Source organism: Fibrobacter sp. UWT3 (genome assembly GCF_900230125.1).
Taxonomy (GTDB): Bacteria; Fibrobacterota; Fibrobacteria; order Fibrobacterales; family Fibrobacteraceae; genus Fibrobacter.
Window position 1 is genome coordinate 804,745 of the sequence record NZ_OCSS01000002.1, and the last position, 22,941, is coordinate 827,685.

The 22,941-nt window shown below is 56.2% G+C and carries 19 protein-coding genes; 12 read left to right on the forward strand and 7 right to left on the reverse strand.

The genetic code is table 11. The features are described 5' to 3' along the window. Positions 1–75: 75 nt before the first annotated feature. From CRO08_RS11200 to CRO08_RS11210, 3 genes are all read right to left on the reverse strand, one after another. The gene (locus CRO08_RS11200) at positions 76–291 is read right to left on the reverse strand and encodes a helix-turn-helix domain-containing protein (RefSeq protein ID WP_141398344.1); all 216 of its coding nucleotides are present in this window, start codon (positions 289–291) and stop codon (positions 76–78) included. A 132-nt stretch (positions 292–423) separates the two neighbouring features. Continuing rightward, positions 424–1,092: a hypothetical protein gene (locus tag CRO08_RS11205; protein WP_097036260.1), complete on the reverse strand. Its 669-nt coding sequence runs from the start codon at positions 1,090–1,092 to the stop codon at positions 424–426. Positions 1,093–1,424: 332 nt separating this feature from the next. Then, positions 1,425–2,066 carry a hypothetical protein gene (locus tag CRO08_RS11210; RefSeq protein ID WP_097036261.1) on the reverse strand — a complete coding sequence of 214 codons (642 nt, stop codon included), beginning with the start codon at positions 2,064–2,066 and terminating at the stop codon, positions 1,425–1,427. Between the two features lie 67 nt (positions 2,067–2,133). Here CRO08_RS11210 and CRO08_RS11215 point away from each other — a divergent pair, with 67 nt between their 5' ends. The 10 genes from CRO08_RS11215 to tsf all read left to right on the forward strand — a co-directional run bounded on the left by CRO08_RS11215 (position 2,134) and on the right by tsf (position 15,355). Next, positions 2,134–2,808 (forward strand): hypothetical protein, encoded by a 675-nt coding sequence (locus tag CRO08_RS11215; protein ID WP_255252334.1) that lies wholly within the window; start codon positions 2,134–2,136, stop codon positions 2,806–2,808. A gap of 141 nt (positions 2,809–2,949) precedes the next feature. Next, positions 2,950–4,878: a glycosyl hydrolase gene (locus tag CRO08_RS11220; RefSeq protein ID WP_176495134.1), complete on the forward strand. Its 1,929-nt coding sequence runs from the start codon at positions 2,950–2,952 to the stop codon at positions 4,876–4,878. Positions 4,879–5,086: 208 nt separating this feature from the next. Then, positions 5,087–6,973, forward strand: a complete 1,887-nt coding sequence (locus CRO08_RS11225) for a T9SS type A sorting domain-containing protein (protein ID WP_097036264.1) — start codon at positions 5,087–5,089, stop codon at positions 6,971–6,973. Positions 6,974–7,124: 151 nt separating this feature from the next. Continuing rightward, positions 7,125–9,023, forward strand: a complete 1,899-nt coding sequence (locus tag CRO08_RS11230) for a glycosyl hydrolase (RefSeq protein ID WP_176495135.1) — start codon at positions 7,125–7,127, stop codon at positions 9,021–9,023. 20 nt (positions 9,024–9,043) lie between these two features. Then, a complete protein-coding gene (locus tag CRO08_RS11235) occupies positions 9,044–11,467 on the forward strand; it encodes a DUF3536 domain-containing protein (protein WP_097036266.1) in 2,424 nt (807 codons plus the stop codon). After that, the gene (gene hpt / locus CRO08_RS11240) at positions 11,460–11,990 is read left to right on the forward strand and encodes a hypoxanthine phosphoribosyltransferase (RefSeq protein WP_097036267.1); all 531 of its coding nucleotides are present in this window, start codon (positions 11,460–11,462) and stop codon (positions 11,988–11,990) included. Before CRO08_RS11235 ends, hpt begins: the two co-directional genes overlap by 8 nt. Then, complete coding sequence (locus CRO08_RS11245) at positions 11,980–12,468, forward strand: hypothetical protein (protein WP_072807883.1); 489 nt, start codon at positions 11,980–11,982, stop codon at positions 12,466–12,468. The genes hpt and CRO08_RS11245 overlap by 11 nt, the downstream gene beginning before the upstream one ends. Before the next feature lie 27 nt (positions 12,469–12,495). Beyond that, a complete protein-coding gene (locus CRO08_RS11250) occupies positions 12,496–13,542 on the forward strand; it encodes a radical SAM protein (protein ID WP_097036268.1) in 1,047 nt (348 codons plus the stop codon). Positions 13,543–13,731: 189 nt separating this feature from the next. Then, positions 13,732–14,472, forward strand: coding sequence for a 30S ribosomal protein S2 (rpsB, locus tag CRO08_RS11255; protein ID WP_072807887.1), 741 nt, complete (start codon positions 13,732–13,734; stop codon positions 14,470–14,472). A 1-nt stretch (position 14,473) separates the two neighbouring features. After that, positions 14,474–15,355 carry a translation elongation factor Ts gene (gene tsf, locus CRO08_RS11260; RefSeq protein WP_088636616.1) on the forward strand — a complete coding sequence of 294 codons (882 nt, stop codon included), beginning with the start codon at positions 14,474–14,476 and terminating at the stop codon, positions 15,353–15,355. Between the two features lie 128 nt (positions 15,356–15,483). Here tsf and bioD read toward each other — a convergent pair whose 3' ends face one another. Both bioD and bioF read right to left on the reverse strand, forming a co-directional pair. After that, entirely contained in the window at positions 15,484–16,200 is a 717-nt protein-coding gene (bioD, locus tag CRO08_RS11265) for a dethiobiotin synthase (RefSeq protein ID WP_097036269.1), read from the reverse strand. Positions 16,201–16,204: 4 nt separating this feature from the next. Beyond that, on the reverse strand, positions 16,205–17,389 hold the full coding sequence (bioF, locus tag CRO08_RS11270) for an 8-amino-7-oxononanoate synthase (RefSeq protein WP_097036270.1): 1,185 nt from the start codon (positions 17,387–17,389) through the stop codon (positions 16,205–16,207). Between the two features lie 99 nt (positions 17,390–17,488). On the opposite strand from bioF, the gene CRO08_RS11275 reads away from it, so the two are divergent. Then, the gene (locus CRO08_RS11275) at positions 17,489–18,826 is read left to right on the forward strand and encodes a Na+/H+ antiporter NhaC family protein (protein WP_176495136.1); all 1,338 of its coding nucleotides are present in this window, start codon (positions 17,489–17,491) and stop codon (positions 18,824–18,826) included. Here the strand turns inward: CRO08_RS11275 and CRO08_RS11280 are convergent, their stop codons facing one another. Then, positions 18,827–19,561 (reverse strand): 6-carboxyhexanoate--CoA ligase, encoded by a 735-nt coding sequence (locus CRO08_RS11280; RefSeq protein WP_097036272.1) that lies wholly within the window; start codon positions 19,559–19,561, stop codon positions 18,827–18,829. Between the two features lie 35 nt (positions 19,562–19,596). Then, positions 19,597–20,931 (reverse strand): adenosylmethionine--8-amino-7-oxononanoate transaminase, encoded by a 1,335-nt coding sequence (gene bioA, locus CRO08_RS11285; RefSeq protein WP_097036273.1) that lies wholly within the window; start codon positions 20,929–20,931, stop codon positions 19,597–19,599. 121 nt (positions 20,932–21,052) lie between these two features. Here bioA and CRO08_RS11290 point away from each other — a divergent pair, with 121 nt between their 5' ends. Beyond that, on the forward strand, positions 21,053–22,834 hold the full coding sequence (locus tag CRO08_RS11290; protein WP_097036274.1) for a right-handed parallel beta-helix repeat-containing protein: 1,782 nt from the start codon (positions 21,053–21,055) through the stop codon (positions 22,832–22,834). Positions 22,835–22,941 lie beyond the last annotated feature (107 nt).

Here is a 22,941-nt window from a genome sequence, read left to right on the forward strand (position 1 = left end):
TGAAAATTCGTCTCCTGATACAAAAGGGTTCCCTGCTTAGCGGGGAACCCTTTTGTATAAAGCAAGCCAAATCTGCTATTTGCCCTGTGCCGCGGGCTTTGCCTGGACAGCAAGAACTTCGCTTTCGGAAAGCTTGAAGATGCGGGCGACCTTTTCGATGGAGTCGCCTTCTGCGAGCATGGCCCTGGCCATCTCGAGGCGTTCTTTGTTAGCCTTCTTGCGTTCTTCTGCGGCGCCTTCAGTCTTGCCTTCGGAAAAACCGATTTCGTGTTCAGCCTTCAAGTCCGTCATGTTTTTCGCCTCGCAGTTGAAAAGTTCCTCTACAAAGTTAATCAATTTAACGCTGTCAGGAGGATTGTCGAAATCTACTGAAACGAATATACAATCTTTTGTGCGGCAAGGCAATAGGGTGGCTTTTCCTTATTAGTACCGTCCCAGCACGAGCCGCCTGTTGGGGCAGTCGACCAGCACCTGGAAGTTCTTGTAGAGTCCGATCCCGATGACGCCGACTGCGCCGGACATCTGCACGTCGCGATCAATGTCCGCGGGTTGGACTCCGAAGGGAATATCCACCGTCTCGCTGCCAACTTCGACTGGGAGCGAGAACAGATTGACGGTGTACTTCCCCTTTTGAGGGTGGAAATCCTCGACTGTGCCACAGGAAGTGCCGGTCTTTGCGATGGATTCAGTGAGGTAGTTCGCAATGCTGGCTCCCGTATCGAAGATCAGCTTGCGACTCACCCCGTCGATGACGGCGCTGAACATGATGCGGATGGGAAGGCCTGTAATCGGGAATTCCGCAACGGGATGCGCCGGGTCGACCTCGTCGCCCTGGTCCGCGACGACAACTGCCGCCTTCCTGTAGTCGAACAGCACCTTGCGCTGGGCGAAGTATTCCAGACCGCGAAACTCGTCGATGGTCGGGTCCACGTTGCGGCGTGCGTCATTGAGGAAAAGTTCCCCCATGGGCTTGGATTGCTTGTTTCCGTTGTTGATAATGAACGGGCAGCCCGTATCGATCAGGGCCCGCTTGTCGTCGTCGTTGATGATGAAGTGGCCCTTGATAAGGTCGGCGTCGAGGATTTTTACCATGAAAACTCCTTTGGAGATGAGGTGTTCCTTGATTTATCGCTGGAAAGGGCGAATTTGTAAAGGGACACGAAAAAGCCCGATGACCCAAAGGTCACCGGGCTTTGTTCAACAACGGAGGTAACAAAGGAAATTCTTTTAATTGCAGCCTTTTGTGGCGTAGCATTTGCCGTTCTTGTAGATGACGGTCTTGTCTTTTGTGTAGCGGAGAATGATTGTGTTGTCTTTAGTTGTGTAGGTCTTTGTGCGTCCCATAAGGGCCTCCTTAAAAAGCGTTCACTATATATATCGTAAGAAACCTTGCGAATGTAAAGTAGAATCGGTAAATTTTTACCTTACCACTTTTCCTCTTCTATATCCTCCTCTTCCATATCGAGCATGTCGAGCTCGGTCTGGGTGGAGCATATCTCCTCCTCGGTGGCGCTGTTGATATGCATGAGGAGCATCACGTCTACGCAGTCGTTGTCGAGCCTGCTCAAAAAACGGAGCAGGCGTTCGCGCGCCTCGGGGCCGATGGAGTTTATGTGCAGGTTGATGTTGCGGTCCGGTTCGGACTCTTCGCTGTCGGGGAACAACGGCCTGTGCTTTACCCCGAGCGTACCCTCAATCTGCTTCTTGAGCTCTGCCTGCAGGTGCTCCAGGCTCCGTATGTTCAGCGGGCTCTTCGTCTTGAATATGGCGGTGCTCTTCTCTACATATTCCTTGACGCGCGGCAGGTCCGCGACGGAGAGCCGCCCGTACACGCCGAGCGAGTGTTCGTTGAAAAAGTGCTGGTACGCGATGGAGATGGACTGCACCCTGCTCTCGTGTACGTCGGCGAGGAACTTGCCCTCGTTGTTGCGGAACTGGAGCTGCAGGGGCTTCCCGCCCATGTTGACCGTGTAATATATGGCATACGCCGGGCTTACGCTCATCAGGTAGTCGATGACGGGCTGGTCTATCCAGGTTGTGGGCTTTTTCTTGAGAAAGTTGAACATGCGGCCTCCTTGTAGTTCGTTATCGCCGTAGGGGAGGCTTTTGTAAAGAAAATGGCTATTTTTTGCCTTGAACGGTTTGACAGTCCGCCCTTCCGGTGCGATAAGATGGTGTAACTTCTTCCAGGAGGCTCCGATGCTCACTCTCCCCACGATGTCGCAGGTCATAGCATGGTTTGGCTGGGGGCACGGTGTGGGCGCCCTGGCGGGCATCAGCGCCATATTGACTGTGGTCGTGATTGTCGCGCCCGTGATTGCGGGGCTGCTCCTGTATGGCCTGGAACGAGCGCAGGTGGAACTTATCGGGCAGGTAAACCGCGACTTTGCCTACTTTTTCGTGAACTTCGTGACGTTCCCGGGAACCTTCGTGCACGAGATGGCGCACCTGTGCTTCGGCGTGATTACGGGCGCCGAGGTTACTGAAATATGCATGTTCGAAAGCGGTCACGGCCAACTGGGGCATATTTGCTACCGCTCGCGTGGTCCATGGTTCATGCGTGCGGTGCAGCGTGCGCTCATAGGGGTGGCGCCTACGGTTGTGGGATTTGCGCTCGGGTACTACTTGCTCCGGCTTATCTTCAGCGGGGCGTTTTCCGGCCTGGCCTGCGTCGGGCTCTGGTACCTGGTGATTTCGCTTATCGACCATTCCACCATGAGCGATTCCGACCTGGAGGGCTACTTCCAGGGGGTGTGGATTTTTATTCTCCCCTTGTTCCTGCTGTTTTTCGGTCTGGGCTATTTTTAGCTAGCAAATTGCCGTTTTTGTGCAAATTTCGCCATTTTTGTTGTTGTGATTTACCCAACATCTTTTTGCAGCGACCCCAAAAAAGGGGGCCGGGACACCCCCTATTAATATATATTCAAGGGAAACAAAAAAAGGATGTGTATGAAAATCACAAAATTTGCATGGATGTTTGGTCTCGCCGCCGCGGTATCCGCTAGCGCGGCTGTCAGCGCTACTCCCGTTACCGAAGGTGCAACCGAGGGCGCGCAGAAGCTCTACAACTTCCTCGCCATGAATTACGGCGTCAAGACCGTTTCGGGCGTGATGACGGGCGACGTGAGTTCCGCTACCGTCAAGGAACTCCCCGACGTGATTTCGTTCCAGGAACATACGGGCAAGCTCCCGGCCCTCGTGGGGTTCGACTTCCTGTTTGCAACCGGCGTGAAGGCCAGCGATTCCTGGTACCAGAGCTACACGCAGATGGCCCTCGATGCGGCCAAGGACCTGTGGAGCCAGGGCGGCATTCCGGCTTTCACCTGGCACTGGAAGGATCCGAGCGACCAGATTGACGCGTTCTACACCAAGTCTGGCAACGACAAGGAATACACCGAATTCGACTTTACCAAGGGCTTCGCAGACCCCGCCTGCACGGCGAACTGCACCTGGAACAAGGAAAGTGAAACTTACAAGCAGCTCGTGAGCGACATCGACGAAATCGCCGACATGTTCCTCGGCCTGCAGGAGGCCGGCGTGGCCGCAATCTTCCGCCCGCTGCACGAAGCGAGCGGCAAGTGGTTCTGGTGGGGCACCAAGGGCGGTGCCGCGTTCCAGGCGCTCTACAACCTCGTCTACGACGAGATGGTCGGCGTGAAGGGCGTTAAAAACCTCGTGTGGGTTTGGAACCCCGAATACACGAGCGACAAGGACTGGAACCCGGGTGCAACGAAGTACGACGTGATTAGCCTCGACATCTACGAAGCGTGGGACTACACCACCAAGTACACCAAGGCGTACACGGAACTCACCACGAACTACGGCACCGACAAGATTCTCGCCGTGTCCGAGAACGGTTCCATTCCCGACATGTCTGCCATGAAGGCTGGCAACACCGTTTGGTCATGGTGGATGCCCTGGTACCAGACCTGGGACGGCAAGTTCCTCGACCAGACCGTAGAGGCGGTATGGAAGGCAAACATGGAAAGCCCCTGCACCATCGACCTTGAAAGTATGCCGGGCTGGGACAAGTACACCATTTCTACGACGCCTGTCGCCGCATGCGAGGCGGGCTACAAGCTCGGCGATCTCGACACGGCACGCGTTATCGAGGAAGTTCTCCCGGGCGACATGGCCACCAACGGCTGGCTGCAGGTCAAGCTTGCCGCCGGCAGTGACACCGCCAAGGGCAACATCGTGATTCTCGACAAGAACATTCCGGACCTCTCCACCGCGAAGACTCTCACGATGAAGGTCTACAACACCAATTCCATGTCGGGCATCTGGTTCACGGTCGCATTCCTCACGGGCGCCCCGGACTGGGCATGGGCACAGCCCGAGGGCTGCTGGGTGAACGCAGGGGATTCCACCCTTTGCGAGATTGACCTTACTACAACCGCGAAGGACCAGGTTGTGCTGGAAGGTGCCGACTACACGGCATTCATGGGCAACATCTCGAAGGTCTACCTCGAAGTGTTCGCGGCCGGTTTCAACGGCACCGTTTACTACGACGACGTGACGGTTGACGGATCCATCCTCATCAACAATTTCGACAAGAAGCAGACCATCAAGGTGGAACAGGGCAGCAACCTCACGGCGACGGTTATCCCGCCGGGAACCGATGCTGTCAAGACCGTGGCCGCCTCTGCCGCCAAGTTCGGCATCCAGGGCAACACGATTTCGCTTTCTACCGCGAAGTCGGGCATGGTGTCGGTCGACGTGTTCGGCCTGAACGGCAAGCGCGTCGCGACACTCTACAAGGGCAATCTCGCCGCGGGCAGCTACGCGTTCAGCCTCGAGAACATGCCGAAGGGCAGCTACATCGTGCGCGTGAAGGGCGCGGGTATCGCCGCCACCAAACCGGTGCTTGTCAAGTAAGTATTACTCCTGAAACCAAGTCCCAGCAGGTTTTGCGCCTGCGGGGCTTTTTTTTGTCTATGGACCGCGGGTTTGGCGTTTCTCGCTTGCCCGGTGTGGACAAATCCGGCGGTTTTTGTCAACACCCCGGGGTGAAAAATGTCCTTTTTGCACCAGCGATTTATAGTTTTCGGGTAAACGCCTCCGAAGGGGCGTTTCGAGGAGTTATATGAAAAAATTGAGTTTTGCGGCTCTTTGCGGGGCCTTTTTGCTCTGTGGAACAGCCTTTGCGGCTCCGGGCCTCACGGTGAGCGGCACCGACCTGCTCTATAACGGCAAGAAAATCTTCTTTTCGGGCACGAACCTCGCCTGGAGCGATTACAATTCCGACGTGGGGGCTTCCCCGCTGAACGAGAACGCCTGGCGCAAGGCTGTGGAAGGCACGCGCGCCGCGGGCGGTAACGCTATCCGCTGGTGGCTCTTTAACAACATGAGCCAGAGCCCCGAAATCGACCAGACGACGCACCTGGTTTCGGGCCTCAAGGAAAACACCATCAACAACATGAAGAAGGCATTGGATATCGCCGAGGAATACGGCGTGATGGTCTCGATGTGCCTCTTCAGCCACAACCTGATGGAACCCAACCAGTGGGGACTTTACGACGAAAAGCTCGACATCACCGCGAACACGAACCTGTTCGAGGATGAGGGCACGCAGGCGTTTATCGACAACGCGCTTATCCCGGTGGTGAAGGCGATTGGCAACCACAAGGCGCTCATGACCTGGGAAGTTTTCAACGAGCCCGAGGGCATGACAAGCGAATGCAGCGGCTGGACCTCCAAGAAGATGGCGCTTTCCAAAATTCAGGCGTTTACGAACAAGGTAGCGGCAGCCATCCATACCGAAAACCCGGAACTGCTCGTTTCTACGGGTAGCGTGAACATTCAGTATCAAAAACACTGGAACGATGCGGCCCTCGTGGCGGCAGGCGGCAAGGCGAACGGCACGCTCGACTTTTTCCAGACGCACTACTACCCGTATTACCAGAATGACAACGTCTCGCCCTTCGTGAATACGGCAGCCCAGATGGCGAGCAAGTACGGTTACGATAGCAAGCCGATGATTATCGGCGAATTCCCCGCAAGCGGCTGGAAGGGCGATACCTATACCGCAAGCATGGCGGCAAAGACCCAGATTTCGACCGAGGAATGCTACCGCAAGGCGTTTGACGGCGGTTACGCAGGCGCACTCGCCTGGCAGTACATCGGCGACAAGACCGAATCGCAGTTCGGCGGCTACACCTACACGATTGACCCGGCACTCGATGCAATGAAGGCGCTTGCCGCAACGGAAGAGGCGAGCATCAAGATAAAGGATGCAGCAATCAGCCAGGAAGGCGGCGACGGCAAGATGTCGGTGACCTACGGTGGCGACAATGCGCAGATTGAATACCAGAAGACATGGGACCTGAGCAAGGCCAGCACGTTCACGTTCGAGGTGACGAACAAGGGCGCGAGCGATGCCCAGCTGCACCTGATTTTCAAGCTGACGGATGCTTGGACCTGGACTCCGGTGAACGACGATGCCGGCGCATGCGTTGTGCCCGCGGGCGAATCGACGGTATGTTCCTTCGATATCTCCAGCTTTACTGACCGCAACAAGACATTGAGCGTCGTAATCGCGAACTACGCCCCGGGCTACACCGGAACGCTCCTGTACGATAACTTCAAGGCGGGCGACCAGGTTCTCTGGGACTTCAACGAAGACAAGTACGATGCCTTCAGCCGCGGTTTCGAGAACACTGAAGAGATGATTCCCGAAATCAAGATTGTGTTCGGCGAAAGCTCCGTCGGGATTGAGCCCCGCGCAGCCTCGCTCGCTGCGGGTGGTACCTTCAATATCGCGGGCAATACGATTTCGCTTGTCACCGCGAAGGCAGGTGACGTGAGTGTGGATGTTTACGGCATGAACGGCAGGCGCATCGCCACCCTCTTCCACGGAGCGCTCGCGCAGGGCAACTACGCGTTCAGCCTCGAGAACATGCCCAAGGGAATGTATATCGTGCGCGTGAAGGGCGCGGGCATTACCGCGACGCAACCCGCGCTTGTAAAGTAAAGGATTTCTGACTCCTCGCCCCTGCAGGTTAACGCCTGCGGGGGTTTTTGAGATTGTACGCCACACAACAGGTTTTCTTTCTTTTTTCTTGTAAATGTTCAGTTCCGCCTTTTTTAGGGTATATTTAAAGCATAAAATGTATGGAGTGTTTATGGAATTCAGGTCTTTCGCGGCCATAGCCGCATTCTCCGTGGCGGTATCCGCTTTTGCCGCCCCCACAGTCTACGAAGCCGAAGCAGAGCCAGGCGTAAATGCTGGCGACGTCTCGGCGGATTCTACCGGAGCGAAGTTCGTGACGAAATCCTCCGGTACCGAGTTCACCTTCACGGTCAAGGTCGAAGAAACCGCGATGTACGACATCACGACAAAGGTGCTCATCAAGCAGTACGACTGGACGACCTCCAAAATTCTCGTGAACGGAGTCGAGGCGGGCTCGATGCTCACCACCCCGCGCAACTGCGATTCCAGCTACGTGGTGGCGGCATCCGCCAAGATGCGTGCCGGCGAGAACACGATTACCGTAGGGAACGGCGCCATCGGCGTGGACTACATTACCGTGGAACGCCATCCCGATCCCGTTTTCAACATCAGCGCACTGCCCGTAACGCCTAACGCGAGCGAGAGCGCCAAGAAGGTCAAGACATTCCTCCGCGACAACTTCATGAAGAAGACCGTGAGCGGCATGATGATTAGCGACCAGAACTTCAACTACGATTACGGCAACATGAAGCTCCTGAAGGCGGGCGAATGCACTCCGGCGGATTCCTGCAAGTTCAGCGACGAGGAAGTCTCGTGGAAGGGCCAGACCGACATTGCCGAGTTCTACAAGCGCAGCGGGCACTACCCGGCCGTGGGCGGGTTCGACATGCTCTTTGCCGCGGGCGGGCATCACGAGGAAGGCTGGTTCCGGGGCTACACCGAGAACAACCTGGTCATGACCGAGCAACTGTGGGAACTGGGCGGCATCCCGACCTACACCTGGCACTGGAAAGTCGGGGAAGACACGATTTTCTACACGCAGCAGGAAGGCTACAGGAATGCGGGATGCACCGAAGGCGTCACAAAGACGGCCGACAACAACACCTGTTTTAACTACACGAAGGCCTTCAAGGATTCCACCTGCAAGGAGATTGACGAGACTTCGCAGGTCTACAAGGATATCGTCGCCGACGTGGACATTGTTTCGGGCTACTTCAAGGAACTCGAAGAAAAGGGAATCGCCGTCGTGTGGCGCCCCCTGCACGAGGCCAGCGGTGGCTGGTTCTGGTGGGGCACGGCTAGCCCCGAGTGCTACGTGCAGCTTTACCGGCTTGTATTCGACCGCATGGTGAATACAAATAAACTCACGAACCTCATCTGGGTATGGAACATCAATACCGACCCGAAATTCGGTTACGACTACAGCGCGCTCAATGCGGAATGGTACCCTGGTGACGAGTACGTGGACATTGTCGCGGTCGATATCTACGACCCGCTCCTCAACCACAATTCCGCTGCCAACTACTTCAACAAGATTGTGAGCGACGTCGGCACCAAAAAACTCATCGCCCTGAGCGAAAACGGCGCCATTCCGGATATCGACAGCATCGCCGAGGACAAGGCCTATTGGAGTTACTGGATGACCTGGAGCCAGACGTGGAGCGGAAACTTCCTCGAAAAGACTCCTGCAGACATGTGGAAAAGGAACCTCGACGATGAACGCATTATCGCGCTTGATGACATGCCCGGCTGGAGCAACGTTGTCGCTGACACCAGTAGCGAGGGTGCCATTGTCGCCCCGACCGCAATTCCTGTCGCGAAATATGCGGGCGTTTCGGATAAACTAAATATCCGCTTGAGCGGCAACACGCTCGAGATAGACGTGAGTGGCAATACGACGGCAAACATCGCGCTGTTCGACATGCTCGGGCACAAGGTTGCGACGCTTGTCCAGGGCAACGTGCCCGCGGGCTCCACGCAGTTCGACCTGCAGGGAATCGCAAGCGGCAACTACGTCGTTCGCGCTAGGATAGGCGGCGCAAATTACGCCCAGAAAATCCGCGTGAAGTAAAGTTTTCTATCTTTGGGGGTATGGACAAGAAGCACCCCCTCTACTTTACTATTCACGGTCATTTTTACCAGCCACCCCGCGAAAACCCTTGGACGGGCGTCATCGAGAACCAGCCGAGCGCACGCCCGAACCACGACTGGAACGACAGAATAGCGAGCCAGTGCTACAGTCCCAATTCCGCGAGCCGCATTTTGAGCCCGCACGGGCATATCGTAGACATTGTCAACAACTACGAGTACATGAGTTTCAACATGGGCCCAACCCTCATGGGCTGGATTCGCACGAATACGCCGGATACCTACCGCCGCATCCAGGAAGCCGACAAGAAGAGCATCGAGAGGCTCGGGCACGGCAACGCAATTGCGCAGGTGTACAACCACATTATCATGCCGCTTGCAAGCGAGCAGGACAAGCGCACGCAAATCCGCTGGGGTATCGAGGATTTCAAGTTCCATTTCGGCCGCATGCCCGAGGCCATGTGGCTCGCCGAGACCGCCATCAACCTCGAGACGGTGGTGGAACTCATCAAGGCGGGCATCAAGTTCACCATCCTTTCGCCCACGCAGGCCGATAGCTTCCGCAAGTTCGGCGACGAGGAATGGACCGGGTGCAGCAACACCGACATCGATACGACGCGCCCCTACCGCGTGTACCCGCGGGACAAGGACGGCAATCTCGTATGCGACGGATACCTGGACGTATTCTTCTACAACCCGTGGCTTTCTTCTGCCGTAGGGTTCGAACACCTCCTGCGCGATGCAGGCACGTTCGGCAGGCGCATTGCCGACGCCTGGGACGAGAACCGCGAAGACGCGCAACTCGTGAGCATCGGTACCGACGGTGAAAGCTACGGTCACCACGAGCCCTTCGGCGACATGTGCGCCGCCTGGCTCTACAACCGCTACGCTCCCGAACACAAGATGGTACCGGTGAACTACGGCTGGTTCCTCGAAAAGTTCCCGCCGCAGCACGAGGTTATGCTCAAGAACTTCTACGGCGAAGGATGTGCGTGGAGTTGCGCCCACGGCGTGGGCCGCTGGTACCGCGATTGCGGCTGTTCGACCGGCGGCGGGCCCGACTGGAACCAGAAATGGCGCGGACCCCTGCGTGACGCGTTCAACCACCTGAAAAAACTTGCCGACGACGTTTTTGTCCGCGAATTCGAGAAGATTTCGAAAATCGGCCCGTGGGATGCCCGCAACAACTACGTGCAGGCGCTCGTCGCACCCGAAGACAAGTCCCGCGTGGAGCAGTTCCTCAAGGATACCGTCAAGGAACCCGAAAACGAGGCCATGTGCGCGAAGGCGATTCGCCTCTTGGAAATCCAGAAGTTCTGCCTGTTCAGCTTCACGAGTTGCGGTTGGTTCTTCAACGATATCGAGGGCCTGGAACCTGTACAGAACATGCGCTACGCCCTGCGTGCCATGGAACTGCTGGAACCGTTCCTGCCGTTCGGGCACAACATCAAGAGCGAGGTGCTGAGCATCCTTGCCCGCGCCACGAGTAACGAACACAAGTGGAACGGAGCCGAGGTCTTTACGCGCTACGCCGAAGACGCGGTCCCCGTAATCCTCAAGGAAATGGCCGAACGCGCCGCGATATTCCACCTGGAACTTGAACAGGATTCCGACAACACGAACTCCCGCATGAAGGCCGAGAAGATTTCTAGCCGCAGGCGCCAGACCCTCGTGCGCGTGACTTACGAAGACAAGTTTATCGGCGAAAAGCGCGAGACGACAAACCTCGTGATTACCGACGCCCTCGGGCGCGTGAACATCGTGGTGGCGATGGGGAGCATCGAGGAGAATGGCCTCAAGTTTGTGGAAAACCCGAATATGGGTACCATCGAACTCAGGAACCTGTTCCCGACCGCCTACGTGGTGCGTATGCGCGACCTCATGAGCGACTCGCTGCAGACCATCAACAAGCGCAGCACGCAGAAGCATCTTGCGAGCCTCACGGAATCGTTCTCGAGTTTCGCGCTGAATCACGGCATCTCCATCGACAGCCTTGCCGACCCCGATCATACGCTGCCCGACACCATGCGAAAGATTCTCTCGCTCGAACTCAACGCCCGCATTCACCACGAGGCGCTCAAGCTGCTCGAAGGCCCGGACTCTAACCTCGTGAAGGAAATCCAGGGGCTCATGGACGAGGCGAACAGGCTCGACACGAACCCGAGTTTCGGCGGTACGGGCCGTATGTTCTTCCGCAAGCTGAGTGCCCTCATCGACGACGTTTACGCCAAGATCGACGAATCTACGGTCAAGTATATCACCGACCTTATCACGGTTGCTGACTGGCTCAAGCTCGGAATCGACAAGACGAGTCTTGAGAACAAGGTATTCAAGATTTACAAGCAGTTCAGGGAAGACCCGAAGGGCAAACTTGCTGCACTCAAGCCCATGTTCGGCTGGCTCAACTTCGAGGTGGACAATGTATAGGAAGTCCAGCAAACCGCTCGTTTCCGCACAGGAGATAAACGAACGGCTGGACACGCTCGGCAAGGACGTGGCCGCGTTCGGGTGCGATATCGTAATTACCGTGCTTTCGGGCGGATTCATATTCAGTGCCGATATCTGCAAGCGCATCGCGACGCCGAAACTGCAACTCGCCTTCATACGGGCATCTAGTTATGGCAGCGGCACCGAATCGAGCGGGAGCCTCAAAATCACGGGGCTCGAGAACATAGATATCCGCGGCAAGAAGGTGCTCGTGATAGACGACATTCTCGATACCGGCAACACGATGTTCGGAATCAAGCAGGCCCTTGCCGGCATGGGCGCGAAGGAAATCAAGACCTGCGTGCTGCTCGACAAGCCCGCCCGCCGTACCGCGGACATAACCGCCGACTTCGTGGGTTTCGAGATAGAAAACAAGTTTGTCGTGGGCTACGGGCTCGACTACGCGGGCGACTACCGCACATTCCCCGAAATCTGGACGATGGAGGAAGACGATGGCAAGTAACGATTTTGAAGACGTCAGGCTGCATGCCACACAGACATTCGAAGCCGTCGAACGCAGCTACAACAAGATAAGCCGCGGCAAGCGATTCCTTATCAACGCTGCCGTATGCCTCCTGTTCTTCATTGCGGGCTTTATCGTGAGCAAGGTCATAAACGACGTGCCCTCGCAGGGGATAATCGAGAAGGTGGCCGCGCAGCCCGACCTCAAGAACAAGTGCAAGGGCCGTTACGACCGCCCGATGGAATACGCCATCATGCACGAATGCGTGTTCGCGAAGGGCACGCCTTCCGATGACCTGAAACTCGTGCAGCGCATCAACTACTGCACCTGCGCTCTCCAGAACGTGCAGGCCCGCAAGCCCTACCAGAAGATGTTCGAGAACAACCTGGTCGACTTTACCTTCAAGATTCGCGAAGAGAACCTGTGCCAGGAAGAAAAGAACATTCCGGTGCTAGATAGCAACGACGCGGAGAAGTAGCAGACAGGCGGGGCGGGCGGTTGCACGATGAATACAAACTTGCAAAAAGCGGTTGACGGAACTCGCATCACTCCGGCGGAAGCGCTCGATATCTTGAAAAACACCTCGTGGACTGAAGTGGTGGAAGCGGGAGACGCGATTCGCAGGCGCATGAACCCCGGAAACCGCGTGGGCTATACCGCGTTCCGCATCGTGAACTACACGAACGTGTGCGAGGTGACCTGCAGCTTCTGCAGTTTTTGCAGGCCGGCGCATAGCCCCGAAGCGTACGTGCTTAGTTTGGACGAAATCCGCCGGAAGACTCTTGAAGCGAAGGCGAAGGGCGCCGACCAGATCTTTTTGCAAGGGGGCGTGAATCGCGACATCCCCCTGAGTTACTACACCGATGTGCTCCAGATGCTCACCCGCGAGATGGGCGTGAAAGTGCGCGGTTTTTCGCCGGTCGAACTCGTGCGCATCGCGGAATCCAACAACATTACTTTGGACGAACTGCTTGACGTGCTGAAGGAAGCGGGCCTGAGTTCCGTTCCGGGAGCAGGCGCCGAAATCCTCAGCGACCGCATGCGCCAGATGCTGAGCCCGCGGAAACTTACCGCGCAGCAATGGTGCGACACACTCGCCGCCTGCCACAGGAAGGGACTCCCCGGGAGCGCGAACATCGTCGTCGGGAGCGTCGAGACCGCAGAAGAAATCATCGAGCACCTGAACTACGTGCGGAGCACGCAGGACAGGGCGCCGGACGCCGCCCACGGATTCAAGAGTTTCGTGGTATGGACGTTCCAGCCGCAGACCGACAAGTTCCCCATCCGGCACGTGCGCGGCGACGAGTACCTCAAGCTGCTCGCGCTCAGCCGCATATTCCTCGACAACATCCCGCATATCGAAGTCTCGCTCCTCGGGATGGGCCTCTCCCTCGGGGAACTCGGCCTCCATGCCGGCGCCGACGACATCAACAGCATCGTCATCGAGGAAAACGTACTGCAAAATCACGGCCTCACCACCATCGAGGCGGCCGAAAAATTCATTACCGACGCCGGTTTTACCCCGTACCGCCGCAGTCTGAACTTCGACTGACGTTGCCGCGACCCTCGCATTTAGCTATATTTGCACCCGCTCGGGCAATTTCGCCCGGGTAAAACCAATCACCGGTTTGCGAGAGTCGCTTCGGTGGCGCGGTCCTGGGCCTGAGGTTCACCCCAAGTCAGGGCATCGCTTCGCGGCTTATTTGCATGCCGGGTAGTAACAACCGAAAAGGAATACATTATGGCAAATCTGCCTTCTGTTGAAGATCTGCTTGCTGCAGGCTCTCACTTTGGTCACCAGACTCAGCGCTGGAACCCGAAAATGAAACCCTACATCTTGGCTGAAAAGAACGGCATCTACGTTCTCAACCTGTCCAAGACTCGCGACCTCCTCGAAGAAGCCGCCAAGGCCGCCGCCAAGATTTCTGAATCTGGCAAGACCGTGCTCTTCGTTGGCACCAAGCCGACTGCCCGTCAGTGCGTGCTCGACGCCGCTGCCGCTTGCAACCAGTTCTCCGTTACCAACCGCTGGCTCGGCGGTATGCTCACCAACTTCCAGACGGTCCGCAAGTCCATCAAGAAGATTGACAAGATCGACGCCATGGAAAACGACGGTACGTTCCAGGCCCTCTCCAAGAAGGAAGTGCTCGACAAGAACCGCGAACGCGAAAAGCTCCTTTCCGTGTTCGGTGGCATCCGTGAAATGGTGAACCTCCCGGGTCTCCTGGTCGTGACCGACCTCGCCCACGAAAAGATTGCCGTGGCCGAAGCCCGTCGCCTCCACATTCCTATCATCGGCATCTGCGACACGAACGTCGATCCGACCCTCGTGGATTACCCCGTGCCGGCTAACGACGACGCCGTGAAGTCCATCAAGCTCATTGTGGACTACATCGCCGCCAACGTCAAGGCCCGCGTCGCCAACGACAAGAAGGCCGACAAGGAAGAACCCAAGAAGTTCGACAACGGCGAGGACAAGTAATATGCAGATTACCGCTTCCCTCGTTAACGAACTCCGCCAGAAGACTGGCGTGGGCATGATGCAGTGCAAGAAGGCCCTCACCGAAACTGACGGTGACATGGACAAGGCCGTCGAACTCCTCCGCAAGCAGGGTGCCGCCGTTGCTGCAAAGCGCGCCGACAAGGCTGCCAAGGAAGGTCGCATCTACCTCGTGGAAACTGCCGACAAGGCTGCTGCGTTCGAACTCTCTTGCGAAACCGAACCGGTTTCCAACAACGAAGACTTCGTCGCTCTCGCAAACCTCGCCGTGAAGGCTGTTGAAACTCAGGCCATCTCCTCCGTGGAAGACCTGAAGAACGCTGTCGTCGACGGCGTCAAGATCAACGACCGCCTCCAGGACGTGCTCGTGAAGATCCAGGAAAACATCGACTTCCGCAAGTTCGGCGAACTCAAGAAGGTCCCGAATTCCGTGTTCGGTGTTTACAGCCACATGAAGGGCAAGATCGGTGTGATTACCGAACTCGCTTTCGAAGGTTCTGCCGACGAAGCCGCCCTCAAGGCTGCCGCCAAGGACATCGCTATGCAGGCTGCCGCATTTGCTCCGGTTGCCCTGAACGATGCTTCCGTCCCGGCCGAAACGATCGAGAAGGAAAAGGAAATTGCCAAGGCCCAGATCGAAGCCTCCGGCAAGCAGACCAAGCCTGAGTTCATGCAGCGCCAGATCGATGGCCGCGTGGCTAAGGTCCTCAAGGAAATCGTTCTCGAAGATCAGGAATTCTTCATGTCCGAAAAGAACCCGAAGAAGCTCAGCGTCAAGGACTACCTCCAGGAAGTCGTCGCCAAGCAGCTCGGTCTTTCCAGCCTGAAGGTCGTGAACTTCATCCGCTTCGAACGCGGTAACTAGTTTGGAATTCGTCCTCGCATAGAGGGCGTCATCCTCGCGTAGGCGAGAATCTTCAAACTTGAAATAGGTCGTCCCACTCCGGGGCGGCCAGTTTTTTTTACTGAGATGTCGTTTTTGGTGATGTTATTTTATACGAAATGTGGCACACCCAGGTCCGTATCGCCTTCCTTTACTCTTGCGAGAATCTCGAGGCCGGTCATGTCGTGCATCATGGCGATGTTGTCGTCTTCCATTTCGAGGTTCCCGCTCATGCCGTAGCGGTTCACGATTATCCCGCGTACGGGAATGCCTCGCGACCTGGCGTATTCTACCGTCAGTACGCAGGCGTTTATGGAGCCGAGGGCTGCCGTTGTCACGATGAGCAGCGGGAGCCCGAGCGCCTTCATGATATCTTCGAGGAAAATAGTCTGGTTATCGTCTTTGCGAATGGGGCAGATGATTCCGCCCGAGCCTTCCGCGAAGATGAACTCGTGACGGGAAAGCGCTGCCTCGAAGTCGGCGGTAACCTTCGCGAGTTCCACGGGGTTGCCTTCCTTGCGGGCGGCTAGGTGCGGGGAAACCGCCTCCCTGTAGACATAGCTCACGAGCTGCTCCTGCGTGTCAGGGAGATTTGCTATGCGTTTCACGTAATCGGCGTCGCCCGCAATCCATTTGCCGTCGCGGAGTTCCGCCCCGCTGAGGGCCGCCTTGTAGTAGCCCGCGTCAATTCCGGAGTCGCGCCATTTTTTCACGAGAAGCGCGGTAATGAATGTCTTGCCGACATCGGTCCCGGTTGCAGTAACGAAATAACCCTTGGGTTTAGACGAAAGACGAGAGACGAAAGACGAAAGGTTTTTGAGGGCCATAATGTTAATCAATGCTTTTTATGATTTGAGAAATTGCAGTTGCGGCGGTTTGGAGTTCCTCTTGCGTGTGCGTCGCCATCAGGCTTGCGCGTAGGCGGGCCTGCCCGCGGGCGACTGTCGGGTAGCGGATGGCCGGAATGAGTATGCCGCGCTCCTGGAGCGTGGCAGAAACCTGGAGGGCGCGGGCCTCGTCGCCAACGACTATCGGGACGATTGCGGAAGGGGAGGGCTGCACATCCAGGCCCTCGCGTTGCAAGGCTTCGCAGAAGAACTTTACGTTGTCCTGAAGCTGCCTTACGCGCTCCGGGTGGCTGCCGATGTATCGCAGGTTGTTGCATGCGGCGGCGGCAACCGCGGGCGCCATCGCAGTCGTAAAGATGAAACTGCGGGCCTTGTTGCGGAGAAAATCAATCAGTTGTTGCCTTCCCGCCACGAAGCCGCCCTCGGCGGCGACGGCTTTGCTCAATGTGCCGACGGTAACGTCGGCGTGAGCGCAGCCGTAGTGTTCGGCAAGCCCCCTGCCGGTCTTGCCGACCACGCCCGTGGCATGCGCTTCATCAATCATCAAGAGACAATCATTTTCTTTCGCGATGCGTAGGAGTTCCGGCAAATTTGCAAGATCGCCATCCATGCTGAAAACAGCGTCGGTCACAATAAGCCCACGGAAGGGCCGCGCATCTAGTGTCGCCGCGGCCTCTTTAATAACCCGTTCCAAATCTGCTATGTCGTTATGCTTATAGACAAAGCATTTGGCTCGCGACAGCCTAATACCATCGATAATGCTCGCATGGTTCAGTTCATCGCTAAAGATAAAGTCATTCTTGCCGCAGAGTGCAGAAATTGTCCCCACGTTCGCCATGTAACCCGTGTTGAACGTGATGGCGGATTCTTCGCCCTTGAACTTTGCGATAAATTCTTCCAGTTCCTGATGCGGAGTCTTGTTGCCGGTAGTGAGTCGTGCACCTCCGCTACCTGTTCCCCAGTCAAGAACCGCTTGAGCCATCGCCTGCTTCAATTCGCCAATGTTGGCTAAATCGAGGTACGAATTGGAGGCGAGCAACAGCGTCTCTGTGCCATCAATCTTCACATGGGCCGCTTCGGGTGTCGTAATGTGACGCAGGGTGCGGTAAGTATGCGTTTCGCGGGCAGCCTGCAAAAATTCGTCAGTAAACAAGTCTAATGAGGACATTTGAAAGCCTAGTCGTTCTCTCGGAAAAATTCCGTAGAAAAAATAAATTATCTTTGTCATCCCATAAATTAGAAAATTAACCGGATCAAGGTTCCCTTTTTGATTGAAATCTCCGTCATCGCCCTGTTCTGCATCGCCCTTTTCTCTGCACTGCTGACGGGCCTCCCGATTTTGTGGGCTTTGGTTTTCGGGCTTATCCTCTTCTTGCTTTACGGAAAGCTCGGATTTGTTTATGGCGGCGATAAAACTCCACGCTCGTGGAAAAGCCTTGCAATCATGTGCTGGAACGGCGTCAAAACTGCCAAGGGAATCTTGCTGTTATTCGTGTACTTGGGCCTGCTCACTTCGATATGGCGCGCTGCCGGGACAATTCCCTATATTGTGAGCGCATCGCTTGGCTTGATCCAGCCGAGTAGCTTTATCGCGGTAACATTCCTCTTGAATGCGGCAATGTCTCTCTTGACGGGGACTGCCCTCGGGACAGCGGCCACGATGGGCGTCATCTGTGCGACCATGGGGCGTACCCTCGATATGGATCCCGTATGGATGGGCGGCGCTATTTTGGCGGGCGTTTATTTTGGCAACAGGCTTTCGCCGATTTCTTCGATGGCGCTCCTAACTGCAAACATCAGCGGCTCCGACATTTACAAGAATATCCGTTTGATGCTCAAGACGACTTGGCTCCCGCTATTGCTGAGTTGCGTCATCTATGTCATCGCAGGTTTTACGGCAGGTGGCCCCGATGCCGAAGCATACTCCGTAATGCAGGTGCGTGAAAACTTTGCCAAGGAATTTACGCTATCACATTGGAGTGTGCTTCCCGCGATTGCTATCCTAGTGCTGTCGATAGCGAGAATCCGCACGAGCATCGTGCTGTTGAGCAGTTCGGCAATCGCCTTCGTGGTGGCGCTCCTTGCCGAAAGTCAAAATGTCGTGAACCTGTTCAAGATGATGGTTTGGGGCTACAAGGCGACAGTTCCTGAGCTTTCGATGATGATTAACGGCGGCGGTCTGCTTTCGATGCTAAACGTTTTCCTGATTGTAGTCATCGCGGGTTGCTACGGCGGGCTTTTCAAGGGCACGGGACTGCTGAGCCCCATGAAGAACTTGATTGAACGCTTATCGCACCGCACAACACCCTTTGTGGCGACTCTTGTGGCGTCTTCCCTGACTGCGTGCGTTGTTTGTAACCAGACTTTAACCATCGTCTTGACACACCAAATGACGGAAAGTCTCGGTGCCAAGAACCAGGCGTTGAACCTTTACGATTCTGCCGTGGTCGTGATTGCACTTGTCCCATGGTCGGTGGCGACGGCGATTGTCCTTGCGACAGCTCAAACCCCCGCAAGCGCCATACTCTGCGCATGCTTCCTATACCTGCTCCCGCTTTGCCGCGTTGCAGCAGATGCATTCAAGAAATGCGTCGGAAAAGCGTAATTACACTTCCACCAAGACTTTCTTCTTCTGTAAATAATCAATACACTCTTCGGCGCTTGCCCTGCGGGAATCAAACAGGAAAATACGGCCTCCGTTCTCGTCGCCCGCTTCCTTCATTTTCATTATGCGCACGTAGCCGAGTTCCTTGCTGGCCACATAGCCCGTCACGTATTCCGGGTCGTCGCTGATGCAGATTTCCGCCACGATTCCGGGCGCGTTCGCCACCTTGGTCGCGAGCACGATGGCTTCGTTAAAATGGTTCTTGCAACCATCCACTTCGCTCGAATGCAGTGCATCCATATAAGTCGCACGCACGCCGCGTTCGTGGTCTGGTTCCAGACGCTTTCCCGTCGCGATATCGTAGAGCATCGCCCCGCGCATCGGGAATGTTTCGCGCAACAGCTCCGGCAGCCTTTCGCGAATGCCTGCAGCGGCATCACCAACCAATCCAAATGCTTTCTCCAAGCCTTCCTGCCACGTATCCACATCCACTCGCGTTACCGGCAAGGCCTTCAAAATTTGGATATCGCATTCGTGGACCTTCTCGATTTTCACGTTGATGAAATCCGGGTCGCCCTTGGAATGTGTCATGGCACGGCGCACCATCGCAGAGCAGACCGCCTCTACGTTTTCGCGTGCGACGATGCGTTCAGCGCCGGAAATATGCTGCTCGTGCCTCTGTTCGCCTTCACCGACCTGCTGCGATGCGCGCATTTTTAAACTGTAATAATCCATAAAAAATCTCGCTCCGGGATTGCAGAACAGCACCCTTATTCATGAAATTCGTCTTCGCCTTCTACAACCGGCGCGGGCTTGCATTCGCCAATCAGTTTAATCGCCTCGCAGATGCGGTCGATTTCCGTATCGCTCGTAATGAATGGCGGCATGGTGTAGACGTAGTTGCAGAAGGGCCGTAGCCACACGCCCGTTTCGCGAATCACGCGCAGTATATCGTCGGCACTGGGTTTCGCCTTCAATTCCAGCACGCCGATTGCTCCGAGTACGCGCACGTCGGCCGCGTTCTCGAGACTGCGGAGCGGTTCCAGGTTTGCACGGAGCCGCTTCTCGATTCGGGCGACACTGCCTGCGTAGTCGCGGTTTTCGAAAAGCGAGAGCGATGCAATCCCTGCGGCGCAAGCGAGCGGGTTTGCCATGTAGGTAGGCCCGTGCATGAATGCGGGAATCCTGCTGTTCGTGATGGTGTCCGCCACCTTCCCGGATGCAATGCAGGCAGCCATCGTGATGCTTCCGCCGGTAAGCGCCTTGCCGATGCACATAATGTCCGGCTTTATCCCCGCATGCATCATCGCAAATCTCGGGCCGGTGCGGTAGAATCCCGAGGCGATTTCGTCAAGAATCAGCAGAATGCCGTAGCGGTCGCAAAGCTCGCGGAGTGCCTTCAGGTAGCCCGCGTTGTAAAGCCACATGCCGTTCCCGCCCTGGAAAACGGGTTCGCAGATGACGGCCGCGATTTCATCCTTGTGCTGTTCGACGACGCGTTCCATCGATGCAAAATCCGCCGGATTCCAGGCCTCGTCGAATCTGCAGTTCGGGCGTTCCGCAAAAAAGTGCTGCGGCATAATCCCGCGGAAAAGCACGTGCATTCCGTCGGGGTCGGAGAGTGCCATCGCGCCCGCGGTATCGCCGTGGTAGCCGCCCTTGAGGGCCACCAGCTTGCAGCGTTCCGGGCGGCCCAGCGCATGCTGGTACTGCAGTGCCATCTTGGCACTGCATTCCACGGCGATGCTTCCCGAATCCGCGAAGAAAATCTTGTCGAGCCCTTTCGGCAGGAACTTTACCAGTTTCTCGCCCAGTTCAATTGCGGGCTCGTGCGTGAACCCGCCGAACATCACGTGGCACATCCTTTCGCTCTGCCTGCGTATCGCTTCCACGATTTCGGGCGCGTTGTGCCCGTGCGCCATGCACCACCAGCTAGAAACTGCATCGATGAGTTTCAGGCCGTCTGCCGTCTCAATTGTCGTGCCGTGGGCTGATTTTGCCAAAAAACGCGCCGGTGTATTTTTCAGGGCCGCGTAAGGGTGCCACAAGTGTTCGCTGTCGAATTTCTGTTTCTTGTTTAAATCGCAATCAAAAAAACTATCCATTTCGAATGCAAATATAGTTTTTCCTAATTCCCGTTGTCCTTGGACAACCCTATGGTGCGGACCCTGCTACAGAAAACGCCATATAAAAGTATATTTAAAATATCTAAGGTGTGAGGTGATTATGGAAACGAAACTGTTTGTCGCGGGGCTTGTGCTTTCCGCGGCCAATGCGTTCGGGGCTGTCTACTACGTGGCCACCGACGGTAACGACAGCAATGCGGGTTCGCAGGCGAAACCCTTCGCCACGCTCAAGAAGGCGAATGCCGTTGTGGCTCCCGGTGATACCGTGTGGGTTCGCGGCGGGACGTACTACCTCAGGGATACCACGTATGCAAGGAACGACGGCATGTCGGCGGGGATACTCCTGAACAGGAGCGGTGAAAGTGACAATAAGCGAATCCATTACCTTGCCTACCCTGGAGAACTCCCGATTTTTGACGGAACGAACCTGATGATAGGGCAGGCCTACAGCCATACGGGTTCCGTCGATAGCACCATGTACACGTCGGCGATTCTAATCCAGGCGAGCTACCTGCACCTGAAGGGCTTCGAGGTCCGTAACGTCCCCATGAAATACAATTCCAACGTGGGCGTCTACATTTCGCGCAGCAAGCACATATTTTTGGAACAAATTAACAGTCACCACAACAAGGGCGCAGGTTTTTTCGTGAACGAGCGCGGCACCGGCAGCGGGGGCGGGCATTATTTCCTCAACTGCGACAGCCACGACAACTACGACCCGAACGGGCGTCAGGGCGATGGGGAAAATGCCGACGGTTTTGGCGTGCATTACCAGACATCGGGCGATACCACGAAATTTTACGGTTGCCGTGCATGGTGGAACAGTGACGACGGATGGGATTTTATTAGCCAGGAATTCCCGGTAGTCATCGAGAACAGTTTCGCAATGGGGCACGGTTACAGCGATTACGGTACAAAGCACCCGGCGAATGCGAACGGGAACGGGTTCAAGGCGGGCAGCAGCCAGGCGGGGACCGGGCGGCATATCATCAAGAATTGTGTCGCCTGGAATAACTACTCGTCGGGCTTCTATGCGAACCACAGCAGCGTAGGGAACTACTGGTACAACAACACCTCGTACAACAATCGCGGGAACCAGTTCAATATGTGGGCGAGTTCCTGGGATGCCGCCGGCAACAGGACCGATGGCGTGGTGCTTACCGGGGCAAATGCACACGTGATGAAGAATAACATCGCCTTCCCGAACAAGACCGCCTATATCGGCGGCGATTACGCCAGCGGGGAATACAATACCTGGAACCTGAACATCACTCCGGCAAATTCCGACTTCGTGAGCGTTGCGGACCCGAGCCTGACGACGACCGGGAAAGACATCTCGGCGCTGGCAGGTGCGCTTGGCCCGCGCAAGCCCGATGGCAGCCTGCCCGATATCGATTTCCTGAAGCTGAAGAGCGGGAGCCAGATGATTGACCGCGGGACCGACGTGGGGATTCCGTTTGTGGGCAAGGCTCCTGATCTCGGGGCGTATGAATATGGGGCGGTTTCATCGAGTTCCCTGGCGCGCAGTTCAAGTTCAACGCCGGCGACCTCAAGTTCGTCTGCAAAAAGTTCGAGCTCGGTGGTGACGACATCTAGCTCGACGCCGGCAACCTCCAGTTCAACGCCGGCGACTTCCAGCTCGGTGGCGCTGACCTCCAGCTCGGCAGAAGGAACCACGTCGCTTGCGGGTAACCTGCCTTCGCGCGAATGGACTGCAGAATCGGTGCAGGTGTTCGACATGCAGGGGCGTTTCCTCGGGACCCTGCAGAACGTGGATGCCGCGAATATAGCCCGGGAATTGCGTTCCCGTTACGGGAATCCGGGCATTTACTTTGTCCGTGCAGGGCGGGGCTCTGCACTTGTGGCTGTCCGCGCCTTTTAGCGAAATTTCAGAAAAATTGGACGTTCCTCCCCGGGAACGGCCCTTTTTTTATGAAAAAACGCCTTTTTTGATTACTTTGTGATAAAAATGTAAGAAAATGGTTGCTT